Source organism: Pseudomonas parafulva (assembly GCF_002021815.1).
Taxonomy (GTDB): Bacteria; Pseudomonadota; Gammaproteobacteria; order Pseudomonadales; family Pseudomonadaceae; genus Aquipseudomonas; species Aquipseudomonas parafulva_B.
In genome coordinates, this window is record NZ_CP019952.1 from 4,228,847 (window position 1) to 4,244,913 (window position 16,067).

11 protein-coding genes, 1 tRNA gene and 1 pseudogene are annotated in these 16,067 nt (G+C 60.1%); 10 read left to right on the forward strand and 3 right to left on the reverse strand.

The annotated features are described in order from the left end of the window. Window positions 1–42: 42 nt before the first annotated feature. Genes B2J77_RS19075 through B2J77_RS19085 form a run of 3 tightly spaced genes read left to right on the forward strand, consistent with a single transcriptional unit; the run spans window position 43 to window position 4,040 of the window. Window positions 43–1,314, forward strand: a complete 1,272-nt coding sequence (locus B2J77_RS19075; RefSeq protein WP_058639609.1) for a YeaH/YhbH family protein — start codon at window positions 43–45, stop codon at window positions 1,312–1,314. Next, the gene (locus B2J77_RS19080; RefSeq protein WP_058639610.1) at window positions 1,311–2,879 is read left to right on the forward strand and encodes a SpoVR family protein; all 1,569 of its coding nucleotides are present in this window, start codon (window positions 1,311–1,313) and stop codon (window positions 2,877–2,879) included. The genes B2J77_RS19075 and B2J77_RS19080 overlap by 4 nt, the downstream gene beginning before the upstream one ends. A 54-nt stretch (window positions 2,880–2,933) precedes the next feature. Beyond that, window positions 2,934–4,040, forward strand: a complete 1,107-nt coding sequence (locus B2J77_RS19085) for a multifunctional CCA addition/repair protein (protein ID WP_078479219.1) — start codon at window positions 2,934–2,936, stop codon at window positions 4,038–4,040. Between the two features lie 94 nt (window positions 4,041–4,134). Here the strand turns inward: B2J77_RS19085 and folK are convergent, their stop codons facing one another. Further along, entirely contained in the window at window positions 4,135–4,644 is a 510-nt protein-coding gene (gene folK, locus B2J77_RS19090) for a 2-amino-4-hydroxy-6-hydroxymethyldihydropteridine diphosphokinase (protein WP_058639612.1), read from the reverse strand. Further along, window positions 4,635–4,991, reverse strand: coding sequence for a dihydroneopterin aldolase (folB, locus tag B2J77_RS19095; protein ID WP_027913621.1), 357 nt, complete (start codon window positions 4,989–4,991; stop codon window positions 4,635–4,637). Before folB ends, folK begins: the two co-directional genes overlap by 10 nt. Window positions 4,992–5,065: 74 nt before the next feature. On the opposite strand from folB, the gene plsY reads away from it, so the two are divergent. Continuing rightward, entirely contained in the window at window positions 5,066–5,635 is a 570-nt protein-coding gene (plsY, locus tag B2J77_RS19100) for a glycerol-3-phosphate 1-O-acyltransferase PlsY (protein WP_058603030.1), read from the forward strand. Between the two features lie 3 nt (window positions 5,636–5,638). Here the strand turns inward: plsY and tsaD are convergent, their stop codons facing one another. Then, the gene (tsaD, locus tag B2J77_RS19105; protein ID WP_058603029.1) at window positions 5,639–6,664 is read right to left on the reverse strand and encodes a tRNA (adenosine(37)-N6)-threonylcarbamoyltransferase complex transferase subunit TsaD; all 1,026 of its coding nucleotides are present in this window, start codon (window positions 6,662–6,664) and stop codon (window positions 5,639–5,641) included. A 204-nt stretch (window positions 6,665–6,868) separates the two neighbouring features. Between tsaD and rpsU the strand changes: the two genes are divergently transcribed. The 6 genes and pseudogenes from rpsU to B2J77_RS19135 all read left to right on the forward strand — a co-directional run bounded on the left by rpsU (window position 6,869) and on the right by B2J77_RS19135 (window position 15,858). Continuing rightward, complete coding sequence (gene rpsU, locus B2J77_RS19110) at window positions 6,869–7,084, forward strand: 30S ribosomal protein S21 (protein WP_003255575.1); 216 nt, start codon at window positions 6,869–6,871, stop codon at window positions 7,082–7,084. Between the two features lie 301 nt (window positions 7,085–7,385). Continuing rightward, window positions 7,386–9,362, forward strand: coding sequence for a DNA primase (gene dnaG, locus B2J77_RS19115; protein WP_058639613.1), 1,977 nt, complete (start codon window positions 7,386–7,388; stop codon window positions 9,360–9,362). 67 nt (window positions 9,363–9,429) lie between these two features. Next, window positions 9,430–11,277 (forward strand): RNA polymerase sigma factor RpoD, encoded by a 1,848-nt coding sequence (rpoD, locus tag B2J77_RS19120; RefSeq protein WP_058639614.1) that lies wholly within the window; start codon window positions 9,430–9,432, stop codon window positions 11,275–11,277. Window positions 11,278–11,610: 333 nt separating this feature from the next. After that, window positions 11,611–14,574: pseudogene (locus B2J77_RS19125) on the forward strand (EAL domain-containing protein); the annotation flags it as partial. Window positions 14,575–14,590: 16 nt separating this feature from the next. Beyond that, a tRNA-Ile gene (locus B2J77_RS19130) sits at window positions 14,591–14,667 on the forward strand. A gap of 126 nt (window positions 14,668–14,793) precedes the next feature. Further along, a complete protein-coding gene (locus B2J77_RS19135; protein ID WP_004887790.1) occupies window positions 14,794–15,858 on the forward strand; it encodes a tyrosine-type recombinase/integrase in 1,065 nt (354 codons plus the stop codon). Window positions 15,859–16,067: the final 209 nt, after the last annotated feature.

The window sequence follows — 16,067 nt, forward strand, 5'->3', positions numbered from 1 at the left end:
CTTGAAGCTTATGGCTTGCAGCTGCTCCCCGCAGGAGGAACCATGAGCTACGTTATCGACCGACGCCTGAATGGCAAGAACAAGAGCACGGTCAACCGCCAGCGCTTTTTGCGCCGGTACCGTGATCACATCAAAAAGGCCGTGGAAGAAGCGGTTAGTCGCCGCTCCATCACGGACATGGAGCACGGTGAGCAGATCAGCATCCCAGGCCGTGATATCGACGAGCCAGTGCTGCACCATGGCCGTGGCGGCAAGCAGACCGTCGTACACCCGGGCAACAAGGAATTCACCGCAGGTGAGCATATCCCCCGTCCGCAGGGTGGTGGCGGCGGCAGTGGCCGTGGCAAGGCCGGCAATGCCGGTGACGGCATGGACGACTTCGTTTTCCAGATCACCCAGGAGGAGTTCCTGGAGTTCATGTTCGAGGACCTGGAGTTGCCCAACCTGGTCAAGCGTCACCTGACGGGTGCAGACACGTTCAAGAACGTGCGCGCCGGTATCGCAAGCGAGGGCAACCCGTCACGTATCAATATCGTACGCACACTGCGCTCGGCCCATGCTCGGCGCATCGCATTGACCGGCAGTAGCCGCGCCCTGCTTCGCGAAGCCCAGAAAGAGCTTGCCCGCCTGCGCGTCGAGGAGCCTGACAACTTTACGGACATCCAGGAAACCGAGCAGGAGATCGAGCGGTTGAAGGCGCGTATCAATCGGCTGCCCTTCCTCGACACCTTCGACCTCAAATACAACCTGCTGGTGAAGCAACCGAACCCCAGTTCCAAGGCTGTCATGTTCTGCCTGATGGACGTTTCGGGCTCGATGACCCAGGCCACCAAGGACATCGCCAAGCGCTTCTTCATCCTGCTGTATTTGTTCCTCAAGCGTAACTACGACCGGATCGAAGTCGTGTTCATACGGCACCACACCAGCGCGCGCGAGGTGGATGAAGAAGAGTTCTTCTACAGTCGCGAAACCGGCGGCACCATCGTCTCCAGTGCCTTGAAGCTGATGCAGGAAATCATGGCCGAACGCTACCCAGCAAGTGACTGGAACATCTACGCGGCCCAGGCGTCGGATGGCGATAACTGGAACGACGACTCACCGATCTGCCGCGACATCCTCACCCGGCAGATCATGCCGCACGTTCAGTACTACACTTACGTGGAAATCACCCCACGTGAACATCAGGCGCTCTGGTACGAGTACGAACGTATCGGCGATGCCTTCCCCGATACGTTCGCGCAACAGCAATTGGTATCGGCCGGCGATATCTACCCGGTCTTCCGTGAACTCTTCCAGCGCAGGTTAGCCACATGACCGCCAGAGCACAGAGACGCCAGCCCATCTCCACCGGCTCAGAGTGGACGTTCGACCTGATCCGAACCTATGACCGGGAAATCGGCCGCCTGGCCGAACGTTACGCCTTGGACACCTACCCCAATCAGATCGAGGTAATCACCGCCGAGCAGATGATGGACGCCTACGCTTCGGTCGGCATGCCGCTGGGTTATCACCACTGGTCCTACGGCAAGCAATTCCTCAGTACCGAGAAATCCTACAGCCGCGGGCAAATGGGGCTTGCTTACGAAATCGTTATCAACTCCGACCCCTGCATCGCTTATCTCATGGAAGAGAACACCATGTGCATGCAGGCCCTAGTGATCGCTCATGCGTGCTATGGGCACAACAGTTTCTTCAAGGGCAACTACCTGTTCCGCACCTGGACCGATGCCAGCTCGATCATCGATTACCTGGTCTTTGCCAAGCAGTACATCGCCCAGTGCGAGGAGCGTCACGGGATCGATGCGGTGGAAGACCTCATCGACTCTTGCCACGCCCTGATGAATTACGGGGTGGACCGCTACAAGCGCCCCTATCCCATTTCTGCCGAAGAAGAGCGTCGCCGGCAGAAGGATCGGGAGGAACACCTCCAACGGCAGATCAACGACCTGTGGCGCACCATTCCCAAAAGTGCCGACAAGACCAGTGAACGGGACGACGTGCGCTTCCCCGCCGAACCTCAGGAAAACATCCTCTACTTCATCGAGAAGAACGCACCGCTACTCGAACCCTGGCAGCGCGAGGTGGTGCGGATCGTGCGCAAGATCGCCCAGTATTTCTATCCACAGCGCCAGACACAGGTGATGAACGAAGGCTGGGCGACCTTCTGGCACTACACGCTGATGAACGATCTGTATGACGAGGGGCTGATCACCGAAGGCTTCATGATGGAGTTCCTTCAGTCCCATACCAGCGTGGTCTTCCAGCCTGGTTTCGATAGCCCCTATTACAACGGCATCAACCCTTACGCGTTGGGCTTTGCCATGTATACCGACATTCGGCGCATGTGTGAGGCACCCACCGAGGAAGATCGCCACTGGTTTCCGGACATTGCCGGCAGCGATTGGCTTTCAACCCTCAAGTTCGCCATGAGCAGCTTCAAGGACGAAAGCTTCATCCTTCAATACTTATCGCCCAAGGTGATGCGTGATCTGAAACTGTTCAGCATCCTGGACGATGACCAGCGGGACGAACTGTACGTGCCTGCCATCCACGACGATGCAGGCTATCGCACCATCCGCGAACAATTGGCCGCCCAATATAACCTCGGCAATCGCGAGCCGAACGTTCAGATATGGAGCGTCGATCGTCGCGGAGATCGGTCGCTGACGCTTCGGCACCAGCAACACAACCGCAAGCCCTTGGGGGATTCGACCGAAGAGGTACTCAAGCACCTGCATCGGTTGTGGGGGTTCGATATTCACCTGGAAACCGTGCAAGGCGACCAGGTGATGAAAACCCATCACATGCCCCCTCGTGGCGAGCACGGCGAAGGTTCTGACTACGGGCGCCTGGACATGGCGGTCATTCACCACCTGTGATGCGCCCCCTGGCGGTCGGCAGGTTATGCTGTCGGCAATCAGGGGGAGTTACTTATGCACATTTACAAAGTGGGGGGCGCAGTACGCGACCGCCTACTCGGCCGCCCGGTCACCGATATCGACTGGCTCGTGGTAGGCGCCACGGTTGAAGACATGCTTGCCAAAGGGTTCCGCCCGGTTGGCGCAGACTTTCCGGTGTTTCTGCATCCCAAGACCGGCCAGGAATATGCGTTGGCCCGTACCGAGCGAAAGAGCGGCAGGGGCTACGGCGGGTTCACCTTTCACGCAAGCCCGGACGTCACGCTCGAGCAAGACCTGATACGCCGCGACCTGACCATTAACGCGATGGCGGAGGACGCGGACGGCACCCTCTACGACCCTTATCAGGGCAAGGCCGACCTTGATCGGCGCCTGCTTCGCCACGTTTCGCCCGCGTTTGCCGAAGATCCACTGCGTGTGCTGCGCGTCGCTCGTTTTGCAGCGCGTTATGCGCCGTTGGGCTTCAAAGTGGCCGACGACACGCTGGGCTTGATGCAGCACATCAGCGCTTCGGGTGAACTGCTGGCGTTAACGGCAGAACGCACCTGGAAGGAAATCGAGCGGGCATTGATGGAGGCGCACCCCAAGGTGTTCTTCGAAGTCCTGCGAGCATGCAATGCCCTGCACGTGCTGCTGCCGGAACTGGAGCCTCATCCCCAGACCCTGGTCGCACTGGAACAGGCAGCCCGGCATCAGCTTGCGTTGCCCGTACGCTGGGCCTGTCTGCTGCATCCTTTACCAACCGCGTCGATCAAGGCGCTCAATCAGCGCCTGAAGACCCCGCGGGAGTGCCAGGATCTGTCGATGCTGACCAGCCAGTGCCTGGAGCAGGCCAACAAGGCCTTAGAGCTGCCTGCCCAGACGCTGTTGGATCTGTTGCAAACGTTCGACGTTTACCGCAGGCCGCAGCGTTTCGAGGACTTTCTAGCAGCCTGTCGAGCGATCGCGCAGGGCAACGGACAGACAGACTACCGGCAGGCAGACTACCTGCAAGGGGCTATGGCCGCTGCCCGGGCCGTGGATGTAAAGCCGCTGGTTCAGGCTGGTTTCACCGGCCAGGCGCTGGGTGAGGCCTTGAAAAATGAGCGCTTGCAGACGCTCGATGCCTACAAGGGCAGCTAGCTACAATGTCGCGCAGCTCGCGCTCGACCTGCGCGACAACCCCAGCAGCAGCTGATGGCCGGCATGCTGGGCATTGTGTACGACGGTATGAGCCTCAGGCAGGCGTCAGTTGCAACCCGCGCCACTCGAAGGCGACGGGCGCCAGGACCTGATCGATCTGCGACTCTTGCCACACCTGCGCCATGGTTTTGCCTACACCCGGGTGCACCAGATCAGGCGCCAGTAGCGACAACGGCCACAGCACGAAGGCATTTTTCAGAATCTCAGCCCGGGGCAGCACCAGCCCGTCGAAAGTGCCATGCAGGTCGTCATACATCAGCACGTCGATATCCAGCGGCAGGCCGAGTCGATCAGGGGCATACCGGCCATTGTCGGCCTCGATGAATTTCAGCCGCCGGTCCAGTTCGATCAACGGTAGCGTCGTCTGTCCGGTCACCACAAAATTGATGAACGGCCCGCTCTTGATGCCCACCGCCTGGCTTTCGAACGCGGGCGAGCAACGCATGTCGGTCAGAATGGCCGCCAGCGCATCGAGACCGGCACACAGGTGGGTATGCCGATCGACGTTGCTGCCAAGGCCCAGGTATACCGTGCTCAGAGACATCCGCGCTCGATCTCCACGCCAACACCACCGCGCGCTGCCGGCACTGCGCCCGGCTTGGTGAGCTTCAAGCGCACCCAGGGGATGCCGAACTCGTCCATCAACACGGCAACCAAGCGCTCGGCGAAGGTTTCGACCAACTCGAAGCGTGCCTGCTCGGCAAACCCCTGGATGCGCGTCGAAACGCTCGCGTAATCGAGCGCCAGGGCGAGGTCGTCGCCTGCGGCCGCAGGCCTGTTATCCCAGGCGAAGCTCAGGTCAAGACGCAGGCACTGGCGAATATCCCGCTCCCAGTCATAGGCACCGATCACGGTATCGACTTCCAGGCCTTCGATGAACACTCTGTCCAAGCACTTCTCTCCACAGCACGACAAGGGCGACTGGCGCCGTTAGAATCAGGGCGTCCTCGCCCGGAATAGTTAGCATGTTTTGGTTACTGGCGCTGCTCGCCTACCTGCTCGGCTCGCTGTCCTTCGCCATTGTCCTGAGCCGCCTTGCGGGCAGCCCGGACCCGCGTTGCAGTGGTTCGGGCAATGCCGGCGCTACCAACATGCTGCGCCTGGCAGGGCGCAAGATGGCGATCCTGACCCTGCTTGGCGACCTGTGCAAGGGGCTGTTGCCGGTAATGCTCGCCCGCCTTGCCGGGCTGGACCTGCACGCGCAGGCCTGGATCGGTATCTGTGCAGTGCTGGGCCACCTGTTCCCCGTGTACTTTCGCTTTCGCGGTGGCAAGGGCGTGGCGACCGCGGCTGGCATGCTGGTCGGCCTGTACTTGCCTGCCGCGTTGCTGGCCATCGTTGCCTGGGTGCTGACCCTGTACCTCACCCGTACCAGCTCCCTGGCTGCGCTGATCGCTACACCGCTGACCCTGCCATTGCTGGCCTGGCGCCAGCCCGAGGCCCTGCTGCCGATGACGGTACTGACCGTCCTGATCGTATGGCGCCATCGCAGTAACCTGCGTGACCTGTTTGCAGGCCGCGAGCGGCACTTCTGACCCCTACAGAGGCGGCAACTGCTCCATCGGCCAACGCGCCTGCACGCTGATCGCCAGGTCTTGCTGCTGCCCCGCCAGCAGCCGCTGGCAACCGGCATAGGCGATCATGGCCCCATTGTCGGTGCAGAACTGCGGACGGGCGTAATAGACATTGCCCTTGAGGTTGCCGAGCATGTCTTCCAGCGAAGCGCGCAGGGCCTTGTTGGCGCTGACCCCCCCGGCAATGACCAACCGCTTGAGGCCCGTCTGCTTGAGTGCCCGCTTGCACTTGATGGTCAAAGTCTCTACCACCGCCTGCTGGAACGCCAGGGACACGTCGCAACGGGTTTGTTCGTTGTCGTCACCAGCCTCCCGGCACTGCTGCCAGGTATTGAGGGCGAAGGTTTTCAGGCCACTGAAGCTCATTGCCAGGCCTGGCCGATCGGTCATCGGCCGAGGGAACACAAACCGGCCCGGTGTGCCGCGCTCGGCAAGCCGGGCAATTTCCGGCCCACCAGGGTAGTTCAGGCCGATGAGCTTGGCGGTCTTGTCGAACGCCTCGCCGGCCGCATCGTCCAGGCTCTCGCCCAGCAATTCGTACTGACCAATGCCATCGACGCGTACCAGCTGGGTATGACCGCCGGAAACCAACAAGGCAACGAACGGAAACGCCGGCGGGTTTTCTTCCAGCATGGGCGCCAGCAAGTGGCCTTCCATGTGGTGTACACCGATGGCCGGGATGTCCCAGGCAAAGGCCAGGGCCTGGGCGCAGGAGGCACCGACCAGGAGTGCGCCGACCAGCCCGGGGCCTGCTGTATACGCGATGGCGTCGATTTCGGTGGCCACGCAACCCGCTTCGTCCAGCACTTGGCGAATCAGCGGCAGCATGCGCTTGACGTGGTCGCGCGACGCGAGTTCGGGCACCACGCCGCCAAACACGCGGTGCAGATCGATCTGACTGAACAGCGCATCGGCCAGCAGGCCCCGTTCACTGTCGTATAATGCGACGCCGGTTTCGTCGCAGGATGTTTCCAATCCCAGTACTAGCATGGGCTCGTCCCTTGTGGGGGCTGAATTCGAAGGCGCGCATGATAGTCCCCGTGCAAGGTGCCGACCAGCGGTTTTCGATCAGAGGCTTTGCATTCCGGCTTGCTAAGGGTTAACATCCGCAACCCTTGAAAACCGACGTTCTCCAGCACACCTTTGTTTTGCCAGGAGCGCGTCTACCCCGGTAATGAATTAAGGTAGCCCTGGATGCCAGCCGTCAAAGTTAAAGAGAACGAACCCTTCGACGTAGCTCTGCGTCGTTTCAAGCGCTCCTGCGAAAAAGCCGGTGTACTGGCTGAAGTTCGTAGCCGCGAGTTTTACGAGAAGCCGACCGCAGAGCGTAAGCGTAAGGCAGCTGCCGCTGTCAAACGTCACGCCAAGAAAGTTCAGCGCGAACAGCGCCGCGCCGTTCGTCTGTACTAATACAGACGTTCATCGCAAAGCTTCTGCCCTGCCCGGTTAACCACCGGGCGATGGCAGTGGTCGCTTCAAACTTGAGCAGCTTGCTCAAGGCTCCATGCACATGTTCAAGCACCGTGCATGCGGGCAACCTGCCTGAAACGTCAGAACTGGTCATTGTGTTGTAGGCCAGGCGTGCACGTCCGACTGACGGGCCTCATGGGCCGGCGACGGGCACTTATTCCCCGCATAGCTTCAAGCATCACCCGCTGCATTCGGCGCGTGAGCGATTAGACTTGCCAGTTGCCAGATTGACGAGACTGCCATGGCCGGGCTGATTCCCCAGAGTTTCATCGACGACCTCATCAACCGCCTCGACATCGTCGACGTGGTCAGCTCCCGTGTCCAACTGAAAAAAACCGGCAAGAATTATTCTGCCTGTTGCCCGTTCCACAAGGAAAAGACCCCCTCCTTCACCGTGAGCCCCGACAAGCAGTTCTATTACTGCTTTGGTTGCGGCGCCGGCGGCAACGCCCTTGGCTTCGTCATGGACCACGACAACCTGGATTTCCCCCAGGCCGTCGAGGAACTGGCACGAGCGGCAGGCATGGAGGTCCCGCGCGAGCAAGGCCGGCGCGACCAGAAACCGCGCCAGCCGACCGACTCACCGTTGTATCCGCTGCTGGATGCCGCCTCGGAGTTCTACCGCCAAGCCCTGCGCAGTCACCCGACCCGCAAGGCAGCGGTGGAGTACCTGAAAGGCCGCGGTTTATCCGGCGAAGTGGCGCGCGACTTCGGCCTGGGTTTCGCGCCGCCTGGCTGGGACAACCTGCTCAAGCACCTGGGTGCCGACACGCTACAGCAGAAGGTCATGATCGATGCCGGCCTGCTGATCGAGAATGCCGAAACCGGCAAACGCTACGACCGCTTCCGCGATCGGGTGATGTTTCCGATTCGCGACAGCCGTGGCCGCATTATCGCCTTCGGCGGCAGGGTGCTAGGTGACGACAAGCCCAAGTACCTGAACTCTCCCGAAACGCCTGTGTTCCACAAGGGCCAGGAGCTGTACGGGCTGTACGAGGCCCGCAAGCACAACCGCAACCTCGACGAAATCATCGTGGTCGAGGGCTACATGGACGTGATTGCCCTGGCCCAGCAGGGGTTGCGCAACGCCGTGGCCACCCTGGGCACCGCCACCAGCGAAGAGCACCTCAAGCGCCTGTTTCGCGTGGTACCGAGCGTACTGTTCTGCTTCGACGGCGACCAGGCCGGGCGCAAGGCGGCCTGGCGAGCGCTGGAGTCCGCCCTGTCGAACCTGCAGGACGGCCGTCGCGCGCGTTTTCTGTTCCTGCCTGAAGGCGAAGACCCAGACAGCTTGGTCCGCGCCGAAGGCACCGACGCCTTCATGGCCCGCATCAACCAGCACGCGCAACCATTGGCTGACTACTTCTTCGAGCAGCTGAGCATCGAGGCAGACCCTCGCTCGCTCGAAGGCAAGGCGCACATGGCCACCCTGGCTGCACCGTTGATCGAAAAAATCCCGGGCGCCAACCTGCGTCAACTGATGCGCAACCGCTTGCGGGAAATCACCGGGCTCGATCCGCAGCAGGTTGAGCAACTGGCGCAACAGGCCCCCGCGGCGCCCAGCGCAGATTACGACCCAGGCTATGACTACGATGCCATGGTCAGCTACACGCCTGATTACGCCGACATGCCGCAGCCCGATTATGCTGGCGCTCATCAGGAACAGGCCTGGACGCCCAAAAAGGCCGGCGGCAAGAAAGCCTGGAGCGACAAACCCTGGGACAAGCATCGCAAGGGCGGCAAGCAGTGGCAGCGTGACGAGCCCCCGCCCCGCGTGCCGGCACCGGTCGAACCGCCTACGCTGGCGGCGCTGCGCACGCTGTTGCATCACCCGCTCCTGGCCGGCAAGGTGGAAGACGCCAGCCATTTTGCCGACGAAGAACAGCTCTACAGCCAACTGCTGGTGGCATTGATCGAAGCTGCACAGAAAAATCCTGGGCTAAGCTCAATGCAGTTGATCGCACGCTGGCATGGCACCGAACAAGGTCGCCTGCTGCGGGCGTTGGCGGAGAAGGAATGGCTGATCGTGGCCGACAACCTTGAACAACAGTTTTTCGACACCATTACTAGCTTGTCCGCTCGCCAACGTGAGCGAAGTCTGGAACAACTGCTCAGGAAATCCCGTCAAAGCGAATTGACCAGCGAGGAAAAAACCCAGCTTCTCGCCTTGTTGAGCCGGAATGTTCCCGCACAAAACCCGACCTCATCTGGCGCGTGAGGTCCATGCTCGGGTATAATCCTCGGCTTGTTTTTTGCCCGCCAAGACCTTCAGTGGATAGGGTGTTATGTCCGGAAAAGCGCAACAGCAGTCTCGTATCAAAGAGTTGATCACCCGCGGTCGTGAGCAGGGCTACCTGACTTACGCGGAGGTCAACGACCACCTGCCTGAGGATATTTCAGATCCTGAACAGGTGGAAGACATCATCCGCATGATCAACGACATGGGGATCAACGTATTCGAGAGTGCTCCGGATGCGGATGCCCTTCTGTTGGCGGAAGCCGACACCGACGAAGCCGCGGCCGAAGAAGCCGCTGCTGCGTTGGCGGCAGTTGAGACCGATATCGGCCGCACGACCGACCCGGTACGCATGTACATGCGTGAAATGGGTACTGTCGAGCTGCTGACCCGTGAAGGCGAGATCGAAATCGCCAAGCGGATCGAAGAAGGCATTCGTGAAGTCATGGGCGCCATCGCCCACTTCCCGGGCACTGTGGATTACATTCTCGGCGAGTACGACCGCGTCACCACCGAAGGTGGCCGTCTGTCGGACGTCCTCAGTGGTTACATCGATCCCGATGACAACATCGCGGCACCGACAGATGAAGTGCCGATTCCAGGCGCCAAGACTGCCGCTGCGAAGGAAGAGTCCGAGGACGAGGAAGAAGAGTCTGACAGTGACGACGAGGAAGAGACCGAAAGCGGTCCGGACCCTGTCGTTGCAGCTCAACGCTTCGGCGCGGTCTCGGATCAGCTTCAGGCCACCAACAAGGTCCTGAAGAAGAACGGTCGTGAGCACAAGGAAAGCGTTGCTGCCCTGCAGGCGCTGGCCGATCTGTTCATGCCGATCAAGCTGGTCCCCAAGCAGTTCGAAGTGCTGGTCGAGCGTGTTCGCAGCGCATTGAGCCGCCTGCGTCAGCAAGAACGCGCCATCATGCAGCTGTGCGTGCGTGATGCCCGTATGCCGCGTGCCGACTTCCTGCGCATGTTCCCGAGCAACGAAACCGACCAGACCTGGAGCGGTGACCTTGCCAAGCGCAACACCAAATGGGCTGCGGCCCTGGGTGAAAAAGACGCAGCCATCGTTGCCTGCCAGCAGAAACTGATCGACCTCGAGACCGAAACCGGCCTGACCGTTGCCGAGATCAAGGAGATCAACCGTCGCATGTCGATTGGCGAAGCCAAGGCTCGCCGCGCCAAGAAGGAAATGGTCGAGGCCAACCTGCGTCTGGTGATCTCCATCGCCAAGAAGTACACCAACCGTGGCCTGCAGTTCCTGGACCTGATCCAGGAAGGCAACATCGGCTTGATGAAGGCTGTGGACAAGTTCGAATACCGTCGCGGTTACAAGTTCTCGACCTATGCCACCTGGTGGATTCGTCAGGCGATCACCCGCTCCATCGCGGACCAGGCACGCACCATTCGTATTCCGGTGCACATGATCGAAACGATCAACAAGCTCAACCGCATTTCCCGGCAGATGCTGCAGGAAATGGGTCGTGAGCCGACCCCGGAAGAGTTGGGCGAGCGCATGGAAATGCCTGAGGACAAGATCCGCAAGGTGCTGAAGATCGCCAAAGAGCCGATCTCCATGGAAACCCCGATCGGTGATGATGAAGACTCGCACCTGGGTGACTTCATCGAGGACTCGACCATGCAGTCCCCGATCGACGTGGCCACGGTCGAAAGCCTCAAGGAAGCGACCCGCGATGTGTTGTCGGGCCTCACTGCACGTGAAGCCAAGGTGCTGCGCATGCGTTTCGGCATCGACATGAACACCGACCACACCCTTGAAGAAGTGGGCAAGCAGTTCGACGTGACCCGCGAGCGGATCCGTCAGATCGAGGCGAAGGCGTTGCGAAAGCTGCGGCACCCGACTCGAAGCGAGCACTTGCGCTCCTTCCTCGACGAGTGATGACCAACCCCGGCCCAGGCCGGGGTTTTTTCTGGGCTTCGTATACCGCTGGCCATCCGTCTCCAAGGCCCTGTTAAGCCTGAAAAAATCTCCCTGACACCCATCCCAGAGCTAATTGGCCGTCTACACTCGACTCAGTCCATTTGAATGCGAGAGGCCGCTATGCCCCTGATGCCGGCCATCCTGCTGGTGGCCCTGAGCCTGTGGACCACGACGGGCGTTGCGCAAGTGCAACAACCAAGTCCGATCGCCGAGTACGTTGCCGTAGCGGTACCCGGCCAGACCGCGGCGCAACCCGCCCCCCCGCAAGCCTCCGCAGAACACGGCACTGCGCGCATGTTCTGGTCCGATCTGGTGGTGTATGGCGTGCCCACCGTATTGTTGCTGGTACTGGTGCTGGCCACGGTCATGCGTATCAACCGGCGCCTGAGTTCCGAAATCTCCCGGCGCATCGCATTGGAGCAGGAGCTGCGCAGCAGCGAATACCATTACCGTGGCCTGGTCGAGAGCCTTTCAGCCATCGCCTGGGAAGCGGACGTAAACGATTTCACGTACAGCTATGTATCGCCCCATGCCGAGGACCTGCTCGGCTATCCGCTGAGCAACTGGCTAAAGCCCGGCTTCTGGCGCAGCATCGTGCACCCTGACGATGCGCTATGGGCCCAGGCCTACTGCGAAAGCGAAACTGCTGCCGGGCGCGACCACAGCCTGGATTACCGGGTAATTCGTGCCGATGGCCAAGCGTTGTGGGTACGCAACATCGTCAGCATGATCAAGCATGGCCACCAGCCCGTCATGCGCGGCCTGATGATCGATATCAGCGAAACCAAGCGCACCGAAGACGCACTGCGTCTGTCCGAGCAGAAGTTTGCCTCGGTGTTCCAGCAGTGCCCGGACATCTTACTGATCGCTCGCCACAGCGACGGCTGCCTGCTGGAGGTCAACGAAGCGTTCGAAGAGCAGATAGGCCTGACGCCTGGTCAGGTCATCGGCCGGACGGCGACCGAGCTCAATCTATGGGCAGTCGAGGGTTCAGGGCCTCGCCTACTGGAGCGCCTGCACCTGGGCGGCATCCGCAACCTGGAAATGAGTTTCAGGCGCAGCAACGGCCAGGTGTTTACAGGGCTTACGTCCGCTGAAACCTTCGAACTCGACGGCACACCTGCGCTGGTGGTCGCCGTACGCGACATTAGCCAGCTCAAGGAAACCCAGCAGCAACTGCAGATTTCCGAGGAAAAGTTCGCCAAGGCGTTTCATGCCTCCCCAGACGGCCTGTTGCTGTCCCGTCAGCACGATGGCTTGCTGCTGGAGGTCAACGACGGGTTTTGCCGCCTTACCGGCTACGCCCTGCACCCCACCCTGGACCAGACGTCGCTCGACCTTGGCATCTGGGTAGACCTCAACGAACGCAAGCGCCTGCTCGACCAGCTCAACCGAGAGGGCTTCGTACGCGACTTCACCTGCCATATCCGCCGTAGCGACGGGCAGATTCGCCTATGCGAATTGTCTGCGCGCCCGCTGCCAATCGCCGGCACCGACTGCATGTTGACCATCGCCCGGGACATCACCGAACGCCACCTGATGCAGGAAAAACTGCAACTGGCCGCCACGGTGTTCGAAAACACCGCCGAGGGCGTGTTGATTACCGACATCGACCAGCGCATCAGTGCGGTGAACCGTGCTTTCAGCGAAATCACCGGGTACAGCGAGATCGAAGCGCTGGGCCAAACCCCTCGCCTGCTCGCCTCGGGCCAGCATGACAGCGCCTTCTACGCTGCCTTGTGGCATCAACTGACCGATGAAGGGCACTGGCAGGGCGAGATCTACAATAAACGCAAGAACGGCGAGCTGTACCCCAGCTGGCTGACCATCAGTGCCGTGCGCAATGCCGAGCGCGAGATCACGCACTTCGTGGCGGTGTTCGCCGACATCTCCAGCATCAAGCATGCCCAAGCCGAACTGGACTACCAGGCACATCACGACCCTCTCACTGGCCTGCCCAACCGTACCCTGTTCGAAAACCGCCTCCAGGCCGTGCTGACCTGTGGACAACTGTCCAACCGCCAGGGCGCCGTGCTGTTCCTGGACCTGGACCGTTTCAAGCATATCAACGACAGCCTCGGCCATCCGGTAGGTGACCTGCTGCTCAAGGGTATCGCGCAGCGTCTCAAAGAGCAGGTGCGCGATGTGGACACCGTGGCGCGCTTGGGGGGCGACGAGTTCATCATCCTGCTGCCTGGCCTGCACAAGCCCAGTGATGCGAGCACCATCGCCAACAAGCTGCTGACCTGTTTCAACGCTCCCTTCCAGGCCGGCGAGCATGAGTTCTTCACCAGCGCCAGCATTGGCATAAGCCTCTACCCACACGACGGCAGCGATGTCGCCACGCTCATCCGCAACGCCGATGCCGCCATGTATCGCTCCAAGGCCAAGGGGCGCAACCGGGTGGAAGTCTATACCCGCGACCTGACCGCCCAGGCCAGTGAGCGTGTCGCCTTGGAGCACGAACTGCGCCGGGCCATCGAACGCAACGAGATGAGCCTGTGCTTCCAGCCCAAGCTCAGCCTGCAAACCCAGACTCTGGTCGGTGCCGAGGCCTTGATCCGCTGGAGCCACCCGACGTTTGGCGAAGTGCCACCGGAGCATTTCATTCATCTAGCAGAGGAAAACGGCACCATCCTGCAACTGGGTGAGTGGGTACTGGAACAGGCCTGCCGTCAGATGCAGGCCTGGAAACAGCGGTACGAACCCTTTGGTCCGCTGTCGATCAACCTGGCCGGCGCGCAACTGCGCCAACCCAACCTCGCACGGCGCATCGAGGTACTGCTCAGGCAACACCAACTCAAGGCCGGCGACCTGCAGCTGGAGATCACCGAGAACTTCATCATGAGCCAGGCCGAAGAAGCCCTGGCGGTGCTGCACCAGTTGAAGAAATTGGGCGTGCAACTGGCGATCGACGATTTCGGCACCGGTTATTCGTCGTTGAGCTACCTCAAGCGGCTGCCGCTGGACATCCTCAAGATCGACAAATCCTTCATCCGCGGCCTGCCCGACGACCCCCACGATGCCGCCATCGCACGCGCCATCATTGCGCTTGGCCGCAGCATGCAACTGACCATCATCGCCGAAGGCGTCGAGAACCAGGCCCAGCAGCGTTTTCTGGCTACCGAAGGCTGCGAGCAGATCCAAGGCTACATCGTCAGCCTGCCCTTGCTGCCGGAGGAATTCGCTGCGCGGTTTCTTCGTATAGCACTAACGGATCTTTCGGATGGCACAGGTGCGAAACCCTCGTTATAATCGCGCCTCCTACTGAGGGCCTATAGCTCAGTTGGTTAGAGCAGAGGACTCATAATCCTTTGGTCCACGGTTCGAGTCCGTGTGGGCCCACCAACCTTGAAGCCGCGTACTACGCGGCTTTCGGCTTTTTGGGTTTGTGGCAGCCGGATCAGTCCTATGGTCCGAAGGTACAAATTAGGTACAGTGCGGCTTCGCTTGCACGCCTTTGGAGTCCTTCAGATGGCCACAATCGTCAAAACCCCTGCCGGCACTTGGAAGGCCGTCATCCGCAAGACCGGATGGCCGACCAACGCCAAAACCTTCCGCACCAAGCGCGACGCCGAAGATTGGTCACGACGCACCGAAGATGAAATGGTGCGAGGTGTGTATATCCAGCGCAGCGGGTCCGAGCGACTGACACTCGAAAATGCGCTGCAGCGATATCTGCGCGAAGTCAGCCCTACCAAAAAGCCCACCACGCAGAAGGCTGAGGCAACCAAGGCTCAGCAGTTGATCAAGCACCTGGGCAAATACTCGCTGGCGGCTCTGTCATCCGAGGTTATTGCTAACTATCGCGATACACGCCTGGGCTCCCTGACCAACCGCGGCCAACCCACCAGCAATAACACCGTGCGGCTAGAGCTTGCCCTCCTCAGCCACCTATTCACTGTCGCAATTCAGGAATGGGGCCTCGGACTCACATACAACCCTGTGCTCAACATTCGGAAACCGAGCCCAGGTGAAGGCCGAAATCGTCGGCTTACAGCAGACGAGGAACGTCGCTTGCTGAAAGAGGTAAACAAGCACAGCAACCCTATGCTCGGATGGATCGTCAGCATCGCCTTGGAAACGGGTATGCGGTCGTCTGAAATCACAGGGCTACGTCGGCATCAGGTCGATGTCAAAAAGCGCGTAGCACGCCTTCTGGTAACGAAGAACGACAGCGCCCGGACTGTGCCACTTAGCAAGCTCGCTGCAGCAACATTCCAAGCAGCGCTTCAAAACCCTGTGCGCCCCATCGATTGCGATTTGATCTTTTTTGGTGAACCTGGAAAGGACGGAAAGCGGCGCCCTTATGCCTTCACGAAAATCTGGGGATTGCTCAAATCTAAGCTGGGCATGCCAGATTTCCGCTTCCACGACCTCCGCCATGAGGCAGTCAGCCGATTGGTTGAAGGTGGGCTTTCAGACCAAGAGGTTTCTAGCATCAGCGGCCACAAGTCAATGCAGATGTTGAAACGATATACGCATCTTCGCGCGGAGGACCTGGTAGTGAGGCTCGATAGCTTGAAAGCTAAAAAATAGGCAAAAAATAATTTCTATTACACATTCGCCAACAATAGATTTCAGGAAAAGCCCTATACACATTAGCTTTTCCACACCTGCCAATTAGCCAAAACTATATATTTTGGCAACCACAGACTAACAAAGTCTTTAATCCAAACTAATACGCCTTGGTCGAAAACCGAGGCGTAGCTATTTGACGACTGAGCATCATTACCCAAAGATACGCC